Source organism: Rhizobacter sp., assembly GCF_032229685.1.
In the GTDB taxonomy this organism is placed as follows: Bacteria; Pseudomonadota; Gammaproteobacteria; order Burkholderiales; family Burkholderiaceae_C; genus LMDS01.
Map to the genome: position 1 here is coordinate 74,349 of NZ_JAVTWP010000046.1, position 18,179 is coordinate 92,527.

General features: G+C 67.3%; 14 protein-coding genes. All 14 read right to left on the reverse strand.

Annotation, left to right across the window (positions count from 1 at the left end; genetic code table 11):
* Positions 1–30 precede the first annotated feature (30 nt).
* The gene (locus AC30PD_RS23180) at positions 31–519 is read right to left on the reverse strand and encodes a hypothetical protein (RefSeq protein ID WP_489538068.1); all 489 of its coding nucleotides are present in this window, start codon (positions 517–519) and stop codon (positions 31–33) included.
* Complete coding sequence (locus AC30PD_RS23185) at positions 516–1,433, reverse strand: N-acetylmuramidase family protein (protein ID WP_489538069.1); 918 nt, start codon at positions 1,431–1,433, stop codon at positions 516–518. The genes AC30PD_RS23180 and AC30PD_RS23185 overlap by 4 nt, the downstream gene beginning before the upstream one ends.
* Positions 1,430–2,800 (reverse strand): tetratricopeptide repeat protein, encoded by a 1,371-nt coding sequence (locus tag AC30PD_RS23190; protein ID WP_489538070.1) that lies wholly within the window; start codon positions 2,798–2,800, stop codon positions 1,430–1,432. Before AC30PD_RS23190 ends, AC30PD_RS23185 begins: the two co-directional genes overlap by 4 nt.
* A complete protein-coding gene (tssH, locus tag AC30PD_RS23195; RefSeq protein WP_489538071.1) occupies positions 2,787–5,498 on the reverse strand; it encodes a type VI secretion system ATPase TssH in 2,712 nt (903 codons plus the stop codon). The genes AC30PD_RS23190 and tssH overlap by 14 nt, the downstream gene beginning before the upstream one ends.
* Positions 5,491–6,573, reverse strand: coding sequence for a type VI secretion system baseplate subunit TssG (gene tssG, locus AC30PD_RS23200; protein ID WP_489538072.1), 1,083 nt, complete (start codon positions 6,571–6,573; stop codon positions 5,491–5,493). The genes tssH and tssG overlap by 8 nt, the downstream gene beginning before the upstream one ends.
* Before the next feature lie 2 nt (positions 6,574–6,575).
* Complete coding sequence (tssF, locus tag AC30PD_RS23205; protein WP_489538073.1) at positions 6,576–8,441, reverse strand: type VI secretion system baseplate subunit TssF; 1,866 nt, start codon at positions 8,439–8,441, stop codon at positions 6,576–6,578.
* Positions 8,441–8,956: a type VI secretion system baseplate subunit TssE gene (tssE, locus tag AC30PD_RS23210; protein ID WP_489538074.1), complete on the reverse strand. Its 516-nt coding sequence runs from the start codon at positions 8,954–8,956 to the stop codon at positions 8,441–8,443. The genes tssF and tssE overlap by 1 nt, the downstream gene beginning before the upstream one ends.
* Positions 8,953–9,753, reverse strand: coding sequence for a type VI secretion system accessory protein TagJ (locus tag AC30PD_RS23215; RefSeq protein ID WP_489538075.1), 801 nt, complete (start codon positions 9,751–9,753; stop codon positions 8,953–8,955). Before AC30PD_RS23215 ends, tssE begins: the two co-directional genes overlap by 4 nt.
* Positions 9,754–9,756: 3 nt before the next feature.
* Entirely contained in the window at positions 9,757–10,266 is a 510-nt protein-coding gene (locus AC30PD_RS23220; RefSeq protein ID WP_489538076.1) for an Hcp family type VI secretion system effector, read from the reverse strand.
* A gap of 91 nt (positions 10,267–10,357) precedes the next feature.
* Positions 10,358–10,837 (reverse strand): Hcp family type VI secretion system effector, encoded by a 480-nt coding sequence (locus AC30PD_RS23225; protein WP_489538077.1) that lies wholly within the window; start codon positions 10,835–10,837, stop codon positions 10,358–10,360.
* Between the two features lie 99 nt (positions 10,838–10,936).
* Positions 10,937–12,427 (reverse strand): type VI secretion system contractile sheath large subunit, encoded by a 1,491-nt coding sequence (tssC, locus tag AC30PD_RS23230; RefSeq protein ID WP_489538078.1) that lies wholly within the window; start codon positions 12,425–12,427, stop codon positions 10,937–10,939.
* Between the two features lie 38 nt (positions 12,428–12,465).
* A complete protein-coding gene (gene tssB, locus AC30PD_RS23235; protein WP_489538079.1) occupies positions 12,466–12,969 on the reverse strand; it encodes a type VI secretion system contractile sheath small subunit in 504 nt (167 codons plus the stop codon).
* A gap of 49 nt (positions 12,970–13,018) precedes the next feature.
* A complete protein-coding gene (gene tssA / locus AC30PD_RS23240) occupies positions 13,019–14,017 on the reverse strand; it encodes a type VI secretion system protein TssA (RefSeq protein WP_489538080.1) in 999 nt (332 codons plus the stop codon).
* A gap of 138 nt (positions 14,018–14,155) precedes the next feature.
* Complete coding sequence (locus AC30PD_RS23245) at positions 14,156–18,178, reverse strand: two-partner secretion domain-containing protein (RefSeq protein WP_489538081.1); 4,023 nt, start codon at positions 18,176–18,178, stop codon at positions 14,156–14,158.
* Between the last annotated feature and the right edge of the window lies 1 nt (position 18,179).

Genomic DNA, 18,179 nt, shown 5'->3' on the forward strand with positions numbered 1-18,179 from the left:
CATCGCGGTAAAGCGACGAAAGTCATGCCTTCAGCGGCAAGCGCCACCGGTCAAGGCACTCTCGGTGTCGCACTTCAGCTTGCCCTCGAGCTCGCCGAGGCGGCTCCGCACCGGCCCACGGCACGCGACGCTGCTTTCCTTGCCAGCCACCGTGACCGTGACCCCGGCCTGCCGACGGCCGGACTCGGCATAGTCGAAGAGCACGTACTCGACCCCCGCGTTGTCGAAGCGGAGCTCGAATCGGTCGACCTGGGCGCGAAAGTAGTGCGCATAGCGGAACGTGTCGATGCCGTCTTCCGGCCGCGCCGGAAAGGTGAGCTCCGCACGCCCCGGCCTGCCGAAGCGGTACTGCAAGGTCTGGTCAGGTTTGCCACACAGGTTGATCGACCGCCCATTGCTGGCAGGGCAGCTGAAATAGGTGGTCTCGTCCTTGGCGCACAGGCTCTGCGCCCGGGCGGCGTGCGCTTGCGTGGCGGCGACCACCGCCAGCACCAGGCCGAGTTTCGCGCCGCGATTCATGTCATGCGCCCGAGCGTGATCTTCGGAGCCGGAACCGAAGGCTGGGTCGGCACCGGGGTTGGGGTCGGCGTTCGCACGGGTGCTTGCAGCGGCGGGGTTGGCGCCGCGAACTTCTTGTAGGCGGCGGCGAGCTTCTCGTCGTACTTGTTCTTGGCGTAGCCCTTGCCGTTGTAGGCCTTGGCAAACGCAGCCCAGTCGCGGTCCTGCAGGGCCTTCTTCATCTTCGGGTTGGCGGCCACGAAACTCACGAACGCGCGCAGATGATCGGCTTCGGAGCGCGTCATCGCCTTCACGAAGGCGCGCACCGACGTGAACCCCGCCGCCTTGTAGTTGCTGCCCATGATCTGGAAGCGGCCCCACGAGGCCGAGCCCAGCGCCGCGTCCTTGTCGAGTTCGTAGGCTTCCTGGAGCTTGCCGTACTGCGCCGAGAACTTGCCGTAGCCGCCCCCCGTCTTGGCCGAGATGGTCGGGTGCTTGGCGGCGAACTTGCCACCGGTCGCCTTGTGGAAGTAGTGGCGCTCGAACAGGATGCGCGGCCGCCCCTGGTCGTCGAACGCCGCGCCCGAGGTCTCGACTTCGGCGACGGTCATGATGCTGGCGGCGTCGACACCCAGTGTGGTGGCGGCCGCCTGGTAGTCCTCGGCCGTGAGGCCACGCGTCGGGTTCAGGCACTGGATGAACAGGAAGTCGATGTCGGGCTCGGGCGCCGCCGCCGGCGGCCGGTCGTTCGCGGTGCATTGCAGGGTTCGCGGCGACATCGGGTGCTGGGCCCGCAGCAGCAGGTCGAGATCACCCCATTGGCCGAGCAAGCCGACGCTGCAGAAGTTGCCGGGCCCGCCGGCCCCGGCACTGGAGTTCGGGTGCACGAGCCGGCCGTTCCAGCCGGTGTAGCTGCGAAAGAAGCCGTCGCTCATGGTGCTTGCTCCTTGCTGTGGCGCGCCGCGACCAGCCAGCCGACGACCGGCCGGCCGGCCTCGTGGCGCAGGGTTTCCTGACGCAGTGCGCAAGGCACCAGACCGGCTTGCGCGAGCGAGTGCTCGACGTAGTCGCGGCGATGCGCGTACCGGCCGTGCGATTGAAGCTGGTAGGGCGCTGCGTCGTCGGCGAGATTCGCTTCGACGGTGAACACGAGTGTGCCGCCCGGGCGCATCGACTGGGCCGACGCACGCAAGGCCTCGCCGAGCTCGCCGAAATAACACAGCGTGTCGGCGCAGATCAGGGCGTCGAAACGCAGTGGGTGCGCGAGCATGTGGGCCACGAGTTCGGCGTGGTCGAGGCGGTCGTAGACCTGCCGCCGCTCGGCCTTGGCGAGCATGCCGCTCGACAGGTCGCAGCCGCTCAGCTCGCGCGCCCAGTCGCGCACCAGCGGGCCGCACAGGCCGGTACCGCAGCCCAGGTCGTGGATGTCGAACTGGCGCGCCGGCTCGGGGAGCAGCTCACGCAGCAATGTGGCCACGAGGCCCGGCGCGCGGTAGCCCAGCGCGCTGAGGTTGGCATCGAAGGTGGCCGCGAAAGCATCGAAGGTTCTTTCGACATACGCGTCGCTCGCGCGCTCGGGGGCCTGGCCGCCCGAGCAGGCCGCGAGGTGGTGCCGGATCACCGGGTTGTCGGGGTCGACCTTGAGCCACTCGCGGTAAAGCGTGGCCGCTTCGTCGAGGCGGCCCAGGAACACCAGCGCGCGCGCCACGGCGTCGCGCGCCTGCAGGTGCTTGGGCCACAGCAGGATCGCGCGGCTGTTGGCGGCCAGGCCTTCTTCGATGCGCTTTTGTGCCAGCAATGACACCGACAGGTTGTACCAGGCTTGCCCGAAGTCGGGCTTTGCCGCGATGGCGCGGCGGCACAGCGCTTCGGCCTCGGCGTGGTCGCCGCGCTTGCTGTGGATGGTGGCAAGGTTGCTGAGTGCGTCGACGAAGTCGGGCTGCAGCTCGAGGCACTGGCGGAACGCGGCTTCGGCCTCTTCGAAACGTTGCGCCTCGACCAGCACATTGCCCAGGTTGTTCAACGGGCCGACGACGCCGGGCAGCGCTTCGATGGCCCGCTTGATGAGCGCGATCGCGGCGTCGCTGTCGCCCGTCTGGTGCTTGAGCACGCCGAGGAAGTGCAACGCGTCGGGCTGACCCGGCCAACGTTGCAACACCGACTCGAAGACGAGGGCCGCCTTGTCGAGCTCTTTCGCACGCAACAAGCCCACGGCGTGCTCGAGCTGCTGGCGTTGCGCCAGCTTTGCCGCCCCCTGCACGGCGCGCGGTCGGCGCGCCGCAGTGGCTTCAGTCGAACGCATACGCGAAGTCGCCGGCTTCGACCGACAGCGCCACCTTCTGCAGTGGCGCGCCGGTGGCCAGGCGGGTGAGGTACTCGTGGCTGATGCGCGGCAGCACGGTGTTGGTGAGCAGCGCGTCGATCACGCGCCCGCCACTCTCGATCTCGTTGCAGCGGCTCACGACCAGCTTGACGACGGCATCGTCGAACAGGAAAGGCACGCCGTGGTTCGCCTCGACGCGCTTCTTGATGCGGTTCAGCTGCAGCTTGACGATCTGCGCGAGCATGGTCTCGCTGAGCGGAAAGTACGGGATCGTGACGATGCGCCCGAGCAAGGCCGCCGGGAAGACCTTGAGCAAGGGCTCGCGCAAGGCCTTGGCGATGGCGTCGGGCTCGGGCATGAGCTCCGGGTCCTTGCACAGGCTCATGATCATCTCGCTGCCAGCGTTCGAGGTCAGCAGGATGATGGTGTTCTTGAAGTCGATCAGGCGGCCTTCGCCGTCTTCCATCCAGCCCTTGTCGAAGACCTGGAAGAACAGTTCGTGCACGTCGGGGTGAGCCTTCTCCACTTCGTCGAGCAGCACCACGCTGTAGGGCCGGCGGCGCACGGCCTCGGTCAACACACCGCCTTCGCCGTAGCCCACGTAGCCCGGTGGCGCGCCCTTGAGCGTGGAGACGGTGTGCGCCTCCTGGTACTCGCTCATGTTGATGGTGATGAGGTTCTGCTCGCCGCCGTACAGCGTTTCGGCCAGCGCGAGCGCGGTCTCTGTCTTGCCCACGCCCGAGGTGCCGGCGAGCATGAACACGCCGATCGGCTTGCTCGGGTTGTCGAGCATCGCCCGCGAGGTCTGGATGCGCTTGGCAATCATCTCCATCGCGTGGTCTTGGCCGATCACGCGAGCGCCCAGCAATTGGGGCAGCTTCAGCACCGTCTCGATCTCGTTGGCGGCCATGCGCCCGACCGGGATGCCGGTCCAGTCGCCAACGACGCTGGCCACGGCCTGGTAGTCGACGGTGGGCAGGATCAGCGGGCTTTCGCCTTGCAGCGCGGCCAGTTCGCCCTGCACGCGCTTCAGCTCGCCAAGCGCAGCGCTGCGTTGCGCGTCCGACATCTTCGGCGTGTCGGTGGCCGCGGCGTCGGCCACCTTTTCGAGTTGGCTGCCCGTGCCTTCCACGGGCTCCACCGCGCCGCGCAGCTTGGCACGCAGGTCAAGCAGTTGGTCGACCAGTGCTTTCTCGGCCTGCCAGCGCGCTTGCAGCCCTTCGAGCCGCGCCCGCTCGGCGACGAGCTGTTCTTTCACCTGCGCGGCGCGCTTCGCGGTGTCGACGCCGATCGCGTTCTCACGGCCGATGATGCCTTCTTCGGTTTCGAGTGCTTCGATGCGCTTGCTGCAGTCGTCCACCTCGGCGGGTGTGGCATGCAGGCTCACCGCCACGCGGGCGCAAGCGGTGTCGATCAGGCTCACCGACTTGTCGGGCAACTGCCGGCCCGGGATGTAGCGGTGCGAGAGTTTCACCGCGGCTTCGAGCGCTTCGTCGAGGATCTGCACCTTGTGGTGCTTCTCCATCGTCGAGGCCACGCCGCGCATCATCAAAATCGCGCGCGCTTCGTCGGGCTCGTCGACCTGGATGCTCTGGAAGCGGCGCGTCAGCGCCGGGTCTTTTTCGATGTGCTTCTTGTACTCGGCGAAGGTGGTCGCGCCGATCGTGCGCAGCTGGCCGCGTGCGAGCGCCGGCTTCAGCAGGTTGGCCGCGTCACCGGTGCCGGCCGCGCCACCCGCGCCAACCAGCGTGTGGGTTTCGTCGATGAACAGGATGATGGGCTTGGCCGAGGCCTGCACCTCGTCGATCACCGAACGCAGGCGCTGCTCGAATTCGCCTTTCATGCTGGCGCCGGCCTGCAGCAGGCCGACGTCGAGCACGCGCAGCTCCACGTCTTTCAGCGAAGGCGGCACGTCGCCGCGCGCGATGCGCTGCGCAAAACCTTCGACCACTGCCGTCTTGCCCACACCGGCTTCGCCGATCAGGATCGGGTTGTTCTGGCGCCGCCGCATCAGGATGTCGACGACCTGGCGGATCTCGTCGTCGCGGCCGACGATCGGGTCCATCTTGCCGCCGCGCGCCTGCTCGGTCAGGTCGGTGGTGAACTTCTTCAGCGCCTCTTGCTTGCCCATCGCCGCAGGCCCGATCGCACCGCTGGTTTCACCGGGCTCGGCGCCGCTCTCGCTCGCCGCCTGGCCTTCTTCGGGCGAGGTGCCGAGCAGCGAGTGGAAGTTCTTCGCGAGGTCGTCGACCTCGATGCGTTCGAACTGTTTGCTGATCGAGAGCAGCACGTTGCGCAGCGTCTTGGTCTTGAGCAGGCCGACGATCAGGTAGCCGGTGCGCACCTGCGTGCCACCGAACATCAGCGAGCCGTAGACCCAGGCACGCTCGACAGCGTCTTCGACGAATGACGACAGGTCGGTCACCGAAGCCGCACCGCGCGGCAGCCGGTCGAGCGAGTTCTGCAGGTCGGTCACGAGCACCGAGGCGTCGATGCCGTAGTGCTTGGCCAGGCGGTGCAGGTCGGAGTCTTGGGTCTGCAGGATCTGGAACAGCCAGTGCTGCAACTCGACGAACGGGTTGCCACGCAGTTTGCAGAACACGAACGCGCCTTCGATCGCCTTGTACGACAGCGGGTTGAGCTTGCCGAAAAGTGCGGTGCGACTGATTTCAGCCATGAATGTCTCCCTGTTTCATTGGGCGCGCGCCGAGGCGCGCGAGGTCCAGGCGAAGGTCGCCACGGTCGGTGTGCGGGGTCTTGTTGCGGCCGAGCCAGCTGCTGCGCCCCAGCGCGGCGCTGGCACCGTGCCCGAGCCTCAGCTCGGGCACCTCGTTGCCCTTGAGCACGAGCTGCAGGTCCCAGAGCATGTCGAAGCCGAGCAGCTGGCGCATCCAGTCGCGCAGCTCGACCAGCGAGCGGCGGCCGGGCAGAAACTGCTCGTACTGCGCCAGCGTGAGCGGGCCGAGGTGCAGCCTCATCTTGTATTGCCGGTCCCAGACCTTGGCACCGGCCACGGCCGACACGCCGAGCCGCGCGCTGCGGCCACCCCCGGCGCGGCCGAGGCGGCTGCGGTCTTCGGCACGCAGGTGCATCCAGTGGCCCACATAGGACTCGACCCGCACCGGCACCTTGAAGTACTGGCGCAACACCTTGGCGATGCTCTCGGGGTTGCGCGTCGGCCGCGCCAAGTGGCCCGCCGCAAAGCGCTTGGCCGTGTCGGGCACGGCATCGGCGTGGCGCAAGGCGGCCGGCGCCTGGCCGAACAGCGCACTGACCCACTTGGAGAACTGGTCGTCGTTCGGCCGATCGGCGTGCACCGCCGGCTGGCTGTGAGCCCAGGCGCGGTAGAAGAGCAACAGCGCGCGGTGATGAAAGATGTCGGCGAAGCGCACCAGGGTGGGGTCGGCGTGGTTGCGCTGGCGGTCGCGGGCGTATTCGGTGAGGTGCAGCGGCAGCGGGCCCATCGGCCCGAACAGTCCGAAGAAGCGTGTGCCCAGACGCGGCGGCTTGCCGCCACCGGCATCGGCCTTGAACGACATCAGCGCGGCCGGTGCGAAGTCGAGCTCGGGCTCTTGCCCGAGGCGCAGCGGCTCGGCGCTCGGGCGCAACGCGCGGCCCAGGCGCGGCGAGGCCGGCGACAACGACTCGATCTGGCGCAGCACGGCGTAGAAATCATGCGCCCAGGGCGCGGCCGCCAGGCTGTCGAACAAACGCGCGCGTCGCTCGTGCAAGGTGCGGGCGTCGTCGGTCATGGCTACAGAACGGCGTGGCTGCCGATGCGCGGCGCACTGCGCATGATCTCGCCACGCGAAGCCGAGCGCAGCACGGTTTCGCAGAAGCTGTTGGCCGCGGCATGGCGGGTAAAGAAGCGGTCGAGCACGCTGCCCATCAGGAACGCGCTTGAGCCCTGGAAGCCGAGCTCGTCGACCAGCGCCGTGACCTCGACCCCGCAGCCGAAGGTCAACGGCCCGGGGAATGGCAGGCGCCGCACCACCGAACGGGCTTCGAGCCAGTGGATGCTTTCGACCTGCTTGGTCCACGACGTGTCTTGTTCAGGCCCGTGCAGCGTGAGCAAGGTCCGCAGTGCCGAAGCGGCGCGCTTCGGGTCTTCGCCGGCGATGCTCAGGTAGTTCAGCGTGAGCATGCTGACCATCGCCCAGCCCACGTCGCCACGCGCCAGGCGCTGCACCGGGCGCGTGGGCCCACGCAGCGTTTCGATGCGCCCGGCCGGGCCGGCGCCGTCGAGCAGCCAGTTGGTGGTGCTGCCGGGCAGCAGCGTGGGCAGGTCGCGGTTGGTCACGAGGGCCGTGACCGAGAGCTGACGGATGTCTTCGCGGTACGGTGCGTTCTGCGGGTCAACCAGCGACAGGAAGACCTCTTGCCCCATGTAGGCCGAGCGCGGGCCCTCGAGGCGCTGGCGCGCCGACAGCAGGCGCGGCTCGCGGCGCACGGTGTAGTAGGCCCCGTGGTTGCTCGAAGCCTCGTGAAAGCTCGCGTAGAGCGGCTGAAAGCTCTGCTCCGACACCTGCGCCACGCCGTAGCCGGTGACAGACTCGAGCGTGTGCACCTCGTGGTCCATCGGCCGGGTGCGGTCGGGCACGACATGGTGCTCCCAGCTGCCGGCACCGAGCTGGATGCGATCGAGCCGCTTCGGGAAGAGGTTGATCGCGGGCGTACAAAAGAGCGCGAGGCTGCCGGCGTCCACCAGCGATTCAAGGGCGGCTTCCCCACGCGAAAACAGCAAGACGATCTCGGCTTCGGCGCTGTCGACCGAGGCCAGGCGGCGGGCCAGATCGTTGATCTCGAAGAACAGGAAACGCTGCGGCATGGCCGCCAGTTCCTGCAGCAGGCGGTTGCCGCTGAAGCCGCGCAGCGTCTCGGGCAAGAGCGCATGCGTGTCTTCGAAACCCACCGGCTGCACCGATTCGCCGTCGGAAAAACCGGCCGACGCGCCGTGGCTGCCACCCACCACGAACGTGCCGACCGAGTTGCCGAGCACCAGCTCGTGCAGCCGGAAGGCGACTTCGTCGGGCGCTGAAATGAACAGCTGCAGCTGATCGAGCCGCAACTGCTTGAACTTGAGACCGCCCTGCAGCCGCAGCTTGATGCGCAAGCCGCCGCGAACCGGTTTGGCCACCGGCAACTGGTTCAGCGGCAGATCGGGCGCGAAGCTGAAGTACTGCACCGCGGCGATCTCGATCGGCCACAGCGTCACGTCGTGTGCGGTGCGGAATTCGCAGTGCGTGTTCTGACCGCGCGCCAGCTCGCTGGTGAGAGCGCTGCCGCGTGGAACGGTGAAGCCGCGCCCGAGGTTGGGGTCGAGCGGGTCGGGTCGCATGCGCGCGATCATCATCGACGGCACCGGCGACAGGAAACCCGGGTACACGGTTTCGAGCAGGTGCTGCACGAAGCGCGGGTGCTCGGCGTCGAGCTTGAGCTGGATGCGCGCGGTCAGGAACGCAAAACCTTCGAGCAGGCGCTCGACATACGGGTCGGACACTTCGAGCCCGTCGAGCGACAGGCGCGCGGCGATCTTCGGAAACTCCTGCGCGAACTCGGCACCGACCTCACGCAGGTGCGTCAGCTCCTCGTTGTAGTGGCGCAGCAGGTTCGGGTCCATCAGGGCCTCCGCCGCGGCGCCGAAGCAGCCATGTCACGCACTTCGACCTGGCCTGCTTCCAGGTCGATCTGGGTGCGCAGCAGAAGCTCCAGCGGCACCGGCTGGGCCCACATGAAGCCGCGGATCTCGAATTCGATGACGTTGTGGGTGTCGAGCACGCTGGTGGCTTCGAGCGCCTTGACCTCGAGCGAGTCTTCCATCACCCTTGGCTCGAACCGCACGATGGCGTGCTTGATGGTGCGCTCGAGCACGCCCACGTCGACCCGCGAGGCCAGCTGGCCCGACATGGCTGGCAGGCCGTAGTTCAGCACCGAGTCACCTGCCTGCGGATACTGCTCGGCCAGCTTGCCGAGCGACTGCACCGAGTTGAGCAACCACGACAGGTCACGCAGCACCGCGTCGCGGATCTGCGACTTGTTCATCACCCGCGCGTCGTCCGCTTCGACCGAGGACAGCGGTGCCAGGTCGGTCAGGCGGTCCAGCAGCGCGGGTTGCAGGCGGTCACGAACGTTCATGCGGCGCTTGCGAGCTTGATCTCGCGCGCTTCCAACAAGCCCATCTCGACACTGCTGGTCGACAACAGGCGCTGGCCCAGCCCGGCGAACTGGTCGGCGCCAAGCTCGACCCACGCGGTGGAACGTGCGAGCTTGAGCACGCCGTTCTGCTGCTCGCGCGTGCCGGGGTAACAGGTGGGCACGAGCGCCACGGAGTCGCCACCGTTGCTGAAGGTGAGGTGCACGGCCGACCAGACCATGTCGCGCAGGTCTTCGGGTGGTTCGACCTTGATGGCCGACAGCGCCGCGAAAGGCACCCAGGTGTAGCGCCCGTTGAGCACCACCTCGAGCACGGGGCCGAGGCGCGAATCGGCATCAGCGATCCAGTCGAAAGCCTCGCCGTTCAGGCTGCCGGCGCTGGTGGGTGCCTGCTCGAACGCGTTGGCGCGCAAGTGCTGCGCCTGGGCGAGTTGGCCTTGCGCCTCTTGCGCCAACGCTTCGATCAGCATCGCGACCCAGGCGGCGGGTTGCCCGAAGACGACTGGCGTTGTCTTGCCGGCGAACACGGCGCCGCGCACCGCTTCGCACTTGATCGCTTCGCGGTAGGTGTTGACCATGGCCAAAGCGCCATGGTCGAGCTGGCCGCAGATCTCGAGCTGCGCCAGCGCCCGTTCCCACTGCCCCAGAACACTCAGCAACTGGAACAGGAAAACGCGGAGCTTCGGGTCGCCCGGCTTTTCGCGCACCTGGGCTTGCAGCGCGACCAGCGCCTGGGCCGGGTCACCGGCAGCGAGCAGTTCCTGAGGGGTCGTGGCCATGGTTCAAACGGGAAGAATCTCGTCCTGGAAGCTGGTGCTGCCACCGCGCTGCCCGGTGCCCTGCTGGCGCTCGTGCTCCACAGAAACCTTGTTGAAGCTGAAACTGACCCGCTCGATCGCGTCGCCGTCCTCACCACATTCGATGTCGAGCGCGGTGACACGCGCTTGTGACAAGGTGATGGTGAAGAAGTCGCGCTGGCCTTCACCGGCCTTGCGCATCGACAGCTTGGCCTCCTTCACTTCGTCGTTGGTGGCCAGCACGCTCATCAACGCCGTCGACGCCGCGTCGATGCGCTTGGTGACAACGAGGTTCTTGTAGCTGCGCCGACCGGTCGCCTGCGACGAACCCAGCGCCGATGCCGAGGCCACGCCCCAGCTCCAGCCCTGCAGAACGATTTCGTCCTTGTGATCGACAGCGCTGCTCTCGCCTTTGAGCTTGCCAGCACGTTTGGACTGCACGCTCAGAAAGACATCGATCGCGCCACCGGCGACAGGGGCTGGTGAGGAGGGCATGTTGAATCCTTCGGCGCACCCGTTTCGGCGGGCACGCCATTCGACTGCTTGAACGAGAGCGCGACCCGCGGGCCGCGCGCTCGCCTGTGACTCAGCGTGTCTCGGTGGTCGAGGTGTTCCAGCCGAACTTCACTTCGCCGCCCAGACCACCCTTGTCGTCCTGGGCCTTGTAGGCAAACTCGATGTCCTTGTAGGTGCAGCGCACTTCTTCCTCGATGTTGCCCTCCGAACCTGCCGAAGGACTCACGCTGGTGATGAACACTTCCTTCATCGTGACCACGAGGAAAGCCTTCTGACCTTCGCCTGCCTTGCGGGCAGTGAGTTTCGCGTCCTTGAAGTGTTTGCCCGCCGCGCAGTGCTTCGCCAGCACGGGCGAAGCCTTGTCGTAGACGTGCGAGATCACGAACTCGCCCGGGATCGCCTTGCCACGCCCCGAACCGCCGCCCGTGGCGGCGCCGGTGGTCTGGGTCACTTCCCAGCTCCAAGACAGAAGCTCGATCTCGCCCTTGTGGTCCTTGTGGGTGGCTTCGCCTTCGACGCCGTCGAACTTGATATGAAAGTCGCCGCTCATGATGAAAACTCCTTGAGTGATGTGGTGAAAGGTTTGCGTGTGCTGGTGACGACGCTGAAAGACGGACTGCTGAAAAACCTGTGATCGATCAGAGGTGAGTTACTGCTGCTTCTGTGAAGGCAGCTTGGAGACGAGTCGCAACGAAACCGTGAGCCCTTCGAGTTGGTAGTGGGGCCGCAGGAAAAACTTCGACGAGTAGTAGCCTGGGTTGCCGGGGATTTCTTCGACGGTCACCTCGGCGGCCGCGAGCGGCTTTTGCGCCTTGGTGGTTTCCGACGAGTTCGCCGGGTCGCCGTCGACGTAGTTCATGATCCAGTTGTTGAGCCACTTGGCCATGTCGTCCTTCTCCTTGAAGGAGCCGACCTTGTCGCGCACGATGCACTTCAGGTAGTGCGCGAAGCGGCAGGTGGCGAACAGGTAAGGCAGCTTCGCGGCCAGGTTGGCGTTGGCGGTGGCATCGGGGTCGTCGTATTCGGCCGGCTTCTGCAGCGAGTTGGCGCCGATGAAGGCCGCGAAGTCGGAGTTCTTGCGGTGCACCAGCGGCATGAAGCCGTTCTTCGCCAGCTCGGCCTCGCGCCGGTCGCTGATGGCGATCTCGGTCGGGCACTTCATGTCGACACCGCCGTCGTCGGTGGGGAAGGTGTGCGTGGGCAAACCTTCGACCGAACCGCCCGACTCGATGCCGCGGATGCGCGAGCACCAGCCGTACTGCTTGAAAGAACGGTTGATGTTGACCGCCATCGCATAGGCCGAATTGGCCCAGGTGTACTTCGTGTGGTCGGCGTTGGCGGTTTCTTCTTCGAAGTTGAACTCTTCGACCGGGTTGGTCTTGGCACCGTACGGAATGCGCGCCAGGAAACGCGGCATGGCCAGGCCGATGTAGCGCGCGTCGTCGGACTCGCGCAGCGAGCGCCAGGCGGCGTACTCGGGCGTGGTGAAGATCTTGGTCAGGTCGCGTGGGTTGGCGAGTTCCTGCCACGAACCCATTTGCGCCAGGCCCGGGTCGGCCGCGGCGATAAAGGGCGTGTGCGCGGCCGCAGCCACCTTGGCCATTTCGCCGAGCAGCTCGACGTCTTGCGGGCCGTGGTTGAAGTAGTAGTCACCGACCAGGCAACCGAAAGGCTCGCCGCCGAATTGGCCGAACTCTTCTTCGTACACACGCTTGAAGATCGGGCTCTGGTCCCAGGCCGTGCCCTTGTAGCGCTTGAGTGTCTTGCCCAGCTCCGCCTTGGAGATGTTCATCACGCGGATCTTCAGCGACTCGTCAGTCTCGGTGTTGTTGACGAGGTGGTGCAGGCCACGCCACGCGCTTTCGATCTGCTGGAAATCGGCGTGGTGCATGATCTGGTTGATCTGCGCGCTGAGCTTGCCGTCGAGCTCGGCGATCATCGCCTCGATGGAGGCGACCACGTCGCTGCCGATCAGCTTGGTCTGCGACAGCGCCTGCTGCGCCAGCGTGAGAACCGCCGATTCGACGGCCGACTTGGCTTCGTCGCTCTTCGGCTTGAATTCCTTGTTGAGCAGCGACGCGAAATCGCCGCCCTGGTATTCGACGCCCTTCAGTGCCGAGTCTTCTGCTTGTGTTGCCATGGTGTGAGTTGCTCCGTCGGTCTGTGGGTTCGTGCCGGTCAGGCTGCGTCGGTGGGCTTCTTGGCAGCGGCCAGCGTGCCGAGCAGCGCCGGGTCGGCGAGCACCTTGGCGAGCAGCTCTTCGGCGCCGGTCTTGCCGTCCATGTAGGTGATCAGGTTCGAGAGCTGCTCACGTGCCTGCAGCAGCTTGCTCAGAGAGTCGACCTTGCGCGCCACCGCGGCGGGCGAGAAGTCGTCCATGTTTTCGAAAGTGATGTCGACCGACAGGTTGCCTTCGCCGGTGAGCGTGTTGGGCACCTGGAACGCGACCCGCGGCTTCATCGACTTCATGCGCGAATCGAAGTTGTCGACGTCGAACTCGAGCAGCTTGCGCTCGGCCACCGGCGGCAACGGCTCGGTGGGCTTGCCCGACAGGTCGGACAGCACGCCCATCACGAAGGGCAGCTGCACCTTCTTCTCGGCACCGTAGAGCTCCACGTCGTATTCGATCTGGACCCGTGGTGCGCGGTTGCGGGCAATGAATTTCTGGCTGCTGGTTGCCATGGGGATCACTCCTTGTGGGGTTCAGAAAAAATGCAGTGTGCGCGGCGGGTCATTCGCTGTCCACCCCGGCGATGCGCTCGACGTCTTTCAGGCCGTCGGGCGCAAGGTCGCGGATGATTTCGAGAAAACTCTTGCCCATCAGGCGCTGCGCGCGGCGGATCAGCAGCGGGGCCGGGTTGGTGGGCTCGTTGCGGTTGATCCAGTCGCACACGCGGTCGAGCGCCTTGATCGCGTCTTCGCGGTTGTTGATCGCGCCGACACCGGCTGCGCGCGCGACCGGCGCCGCGCCGTCAGGCGCATCCGCGGGCGCGGCAGCCGCCCCGGGCTCGCTGCCTGCGGCCTGCGCCAGCAACTGGGTGAGTGCGCGCAAGGGGCGCAGGTCGGGGCCGGTGGCCGGGCCGAGCTGGGTGTCGATCACGGCCTCGATCGCCTGGACATCGGCGTGGGCGGTGCTCAGCAAGGCAAACAGGCCCGGGAACTGCTGGTCGGCTGCGGCCAGGGCGTCGGCCACGCCCGATGGGCTGGGAACACTTTCGCCGCTCGAAGGCTCGGCCTTGCCCATGCCGAGCTCGACCTGGCGAACCGTGATGCCGTCACGCGGGTTGCCGATGACCGCCTGGCGCAGGTCGGCCAGCACGCTGTCGGGGAAGGCCAGCGGCGCCAGCGCGTTCAGGCGCATGGTGGGGTCGTTGTTGTCGCTGGCGTCGAGTTGCGGGTGCACCAGCGCCCAGTGCTGCTCCAGCAGGCCGCGCACCAGCTTGATGCCGGAGGCGAACCCACCGAAGCCGTGCAGCCGCGTGTTGGCACGCAGCAGGTGGATGGCCACGCGCAGGTCGCGTGTGCGTTGGGCCAGCGCGACCGCCTGCTCCTGCATGAGGCGCCAGTCGGGCTCTTGCGCCGCGATCACGGTGTCGCCGAACTGCTGCTCGGGTTTGCCGCGCGCCGCCTCTTCGAGCACCTGGAACGACGGGTCGTACTCAAGGTCTTCGCCACAAGGCGCGGTGTCGCTCACCGGGGCCAGGAAGGCGTCAACGTTGATCTCGGCCATGTTCTGAAGTCTCTTGCGTTGGTGTGGAGTGCGAACCCGTTTCGATTCGCAGTGGAACGACTTTAGGCAGCAAGCCGGTCACGCGCAGTTGTCTAAGGTCATGTCGGGCGCCACCCACGCCAGCCGAAGGTCATGTGCTCAAAAGTCCCCGCAGGCGTTCTTGCGGCCGCTGTCGAAGCAGTTGGAGATGTTTGGCCGCGTGCGCAGGCGGGCCCATTCCACCGCGAGCAGGTCGGCGATCGAGCGGCTGGCCGCGTCGACGTCAAGCGGCGAGTCGGGCACGCACATCTGCGGCAGCCCGAGGTTGCGGTCGTAGACGTAGGTGCCCTTGTCTTCGCGACGCGGTTCGATCGCGCCTGCGCCGAGTTCATGTTCGAGCACCGCCAGCGCGCGCGACCGGCCACCCGGCGTGACCGTGAGTGCACCGGAGTTGCCCTCGCCCTGCGCAAAGACATAGTTGGTGGCGCTCAGGCCACCGCCGTTGATCGCGTAGTTGCCGGGTTGCGAGAGCGTGGTGGCTGGCGACGTCCAGGTCAGCGTGCCGGTCGTCGCGCTCCCCAGCGAGTCTTCGTTGCGCAGGCCCGTGACCGTACCGCTGAAAGCCGGGTTCGGCTGGCCCTGCGAGCGAGTGGCCGGGTCGGCTTCGTAGGTCAGCGTGGCCGGGTTGACGGCGAGAGCGCCGTTGGTGACCGTCAGCACATAACCAGCGGGAGAGGTCAGCGTCGCGCCATTGATCACGTAGTTGCCGACGTTGCTGCCCGCGTTGGCGGTCGTCGTCGGGGCGCCGCCGACCACATTGGCCTGCACGTCGCCGTTGAGCAGGCCGGTCGAGGTGACCGTGAAGGTCGGGTTGGCGTCGCCGTAGGTGCGGGTCTGGTTGTTCACCGTGACCGCCAGCGTCGGGCGCTGCACATAGATGAAGGTGTTGTTGGTGGGCGAGGGCGTCGCCGCACATGTCACACCGAAGCTGCAGCCATAGATGTTGGGCAGCGCGCCGTTGCCGGCCAGACCGCCGCGGGTTTCACCAACCCAGGTGTCTGCGTACAGGTGCCAGCGGTTGCTCGCGGTGATGGTGCTGTTGCCGGTGTTCTGGAAGGTGCCCGGTGTCACCAGGTCGAGCGTACCGGCAGCAATGTTGCCGGCCAGCGTCATGTTGCCGGCGAAGGTGCGCACGCTCATCGCGCCGCCGGTCAGCGAATTGGCGTCGAGCGCCAGCGCCGCGTTGCTGGCGCCGTCGACACCCACCGCAGCGACCGGGCCGAGCACGAGTGCCTTGTTGTTGGCGTAGAGCAGCGAGCCCGTGCCGGTGTTGGCGGCCAGGGCGTCGACGCTGTTGCCGGCCAGGTCGAGCTCGGCGCTGCCGGCACGCACCAGCAGGCGCCCGGCGGTGAGCGTGGCGGTCTGGTTCGGGCCGGCCAGCGGCGCGTCGAGCGTGCGATCGCGCAGCCCCAACTGGCCTTCGCCGGCGAAGAACGAGCCTTGCGTGACGGCGCCGGCGCTCACCAGCGCCAGCGTGCCGGTGCCGACCGAGAGCGGCGCGCCGATGTCGATGCTGCCGCCCGCCCCGGTCTGCAGCGTCAGGTTGTTGTCCAGCGTGGTCGCCGTCTGCACCGTGATCACGCCACCGTAGAGGCTGGAGCCGAGCACGAGCGTGGTGCCGGCCACGAGGTTGTCGAGTTCGTTCTGGTTCAGCCCGAGCCCGGTCTGGGTGCCGATGTTGATCGCCACGTCGTTGCGCTCGACCAGCGCGCCGCTCGCGTCGACCGCGCCGGGGCGCACGTTGATGAGGCCGGTGCTCGTGACCGAGCCGTCGATCACGATCGCGTCGGTGTTCTGGTTGGCATTGCTGGCCCGCAGCGTGACACGGCCGCCGAGAACCAGCGCGTCGGGGCCTTCGGAGCCGACATCGATGTACACGCCCGCGCCGCCGTCGGCCGTGCTGCCGGCGATGGACACGTTGCCGCTGCTGCTGGTCACCGCGGCGCCTTCGCCCAGGTACACGCCGGTCGAATCGGTGAAGCCGCTCGAAGGCTCGAGCAAGACACCGCCGCGAATGTCGATGGGGCCGGTGGTGCTGCGCAAGGTGCTGTCGACGACGTCGACGCCAACGGCGATGTGGCCGCTGCCGGTTTCACTGTCGATGAACGAGCGGCCCAGCCCCGTGACCGAGATCGCGCCGCTGGTCGAGGCCAGCGTCGAACCCGAGATGCGCACGCCGCTGCCATAGGTGCCACGCGGGTCGAAGTTGCCCTTGACCGTGATGGAGCCGGTGGAGCTGTTCAGGGTCGACTGGAAGAACTGCACGCCGTAGTTGGTCGAGTTGCCGCCGCCCAGGGTCTCGCCGAGCACGGAGATGTTGCCGCCGGCGTTGGCATCGGACTGGCCGACTCGGGTGTCGATCGTCACCTGATCGAAAGTGACGCCGGCAAAGCCGCTCGACGAAGGCAGCGCCGGGTCGCCGCTGCCGAACATCCGCACGTTGCCACCATTGCTGCGCAGCGTCAGGGCCTGCAGATTGATGCCGCCGTCGAACTGCCCGGTGGCGTTCGCGTTGAAATCGACGTTCAGCGGCCCGGCGGTCGAGCTGATCGTGTTGGTCGTGCCGGGCGCCGTGACGATGTTTCGCGCCGCGTCGAGCCGCAGCGTGACCGGCGCGGTGCCGACACTGCGCACGATGTTGGCGCTGAGCGTGGAGGTCGGCCCGGAAGAGAAGATCGTGCGGCCGAGCGAGATCGTGCCGCCCGGGGAGCTGCCGGCCACGCCGGTGGTGATGGTGACGTTGGTGCCGTTGTTCAGCGTGGCGTTGATGTCGTTGGTGAAGACCGTGCTCTCGTTCACCGGCACGAACGGGTTGGGCAGTTGCGAGGGCTGGTAGCCGCCGCTGGGAAAGTCGTAGATGAAGACGTCGAACGGGTCAATGTTGAGCGTGCCGGCCACGCCGTGCGCGGCGCTTGCATCGACCCTCATGCCGGTGGTTTCGACACCGCCGCCGACGTTGAGCTTGACGAGCCCGCCGTCACCCCCGAGCGCACCGCCGCGCGCCGAAACACTGCCCAGCGTACGCGCATGGTCACCGGTGAGGTCGACGCGGCCGCCGTTGCCGCGTGTGCCGGCATCGACCGCGATCTGCGCATCGCGCCCGACCACCACCACACCGCCGTTGCCGCCGACCGACCCCGCCACCAGTTGCACGCGGCCGCCGCCCTGATCGCCGCTCGCGTCGATGCGCCCGGCATCCAGCAGGCCGACGTTGCGTCCGCTCACGGTCACGTCGCCGCCGCGCTGGCCGCTGGCGCCTTGGGCGTCGACACTGCCGGTGACCGACACGTCACCCGCGCCGCCGGCGATCAGCACGCCGCCCGGCCCCTGCGTGAGCGAACGCGCCCGCACGATGCCACCCTGGTTGACCACGAAGCCGGTCGCCTGCGTGGTGTCGGCCAGCATCAACACCCGCCCGCCGTCGGCGGCGAGCGTGCCCGTGTTGGCGGCCAGCGCCTGCAGGTCGGCTTCGGTGACACGCAACTGCGTGAGGCCGTCGCCCTGGAAGTCGAGCGTGACGGTCTTGCCCGATGCGAGCGCCACCGTGCCCTGCGGCGCGCTGATCGTGCCGCTGTTGCTGGCGGTGCTGCCCACCAGCGCGATCACGCCACCGGGCGCCGCCTGGAGGTTGCCTTCGTTGACCACCCCCGCCGGTGCGGCGTTTCCGCGCGTGAAGCTGTAGCGGCCGGCGCTGAAATCGCTGTCTGAGATGTTCAGCGTCGAAGCCACCAGGCCGCCCACGTTCACGCTGGCGCCGGCACCGAACATCACGCCGTTCGGGTTGACGAGGAAGACCTTGCCGTTGGCCGACAGGCTGCCGAAGATCGCCGACGGGTCACTGCCGGTCACGCGGTTGAGCGCCACCGACTGCGCGTTGGGCTGGTTGAACACCACGCGCCCGTTCGCCCCGATCGAGAACGACTGCCAATTGATGACGACGTTCTGCGAGTTCTGCTGCACGTTCATCTGCCCCGCGCCGGGCCGGGTGACGTTGGCGCTGCCCTGCACCACGCTGGGTGCGGTGGGCAGGGTCTGGGCCAGAACCAGGCCCGGGGCAAATGCGAGGGCCACCGCCAGCGCCGATGGGCGCAGGCGGAACTCGGGGCGACGCGAAGTTTTCATG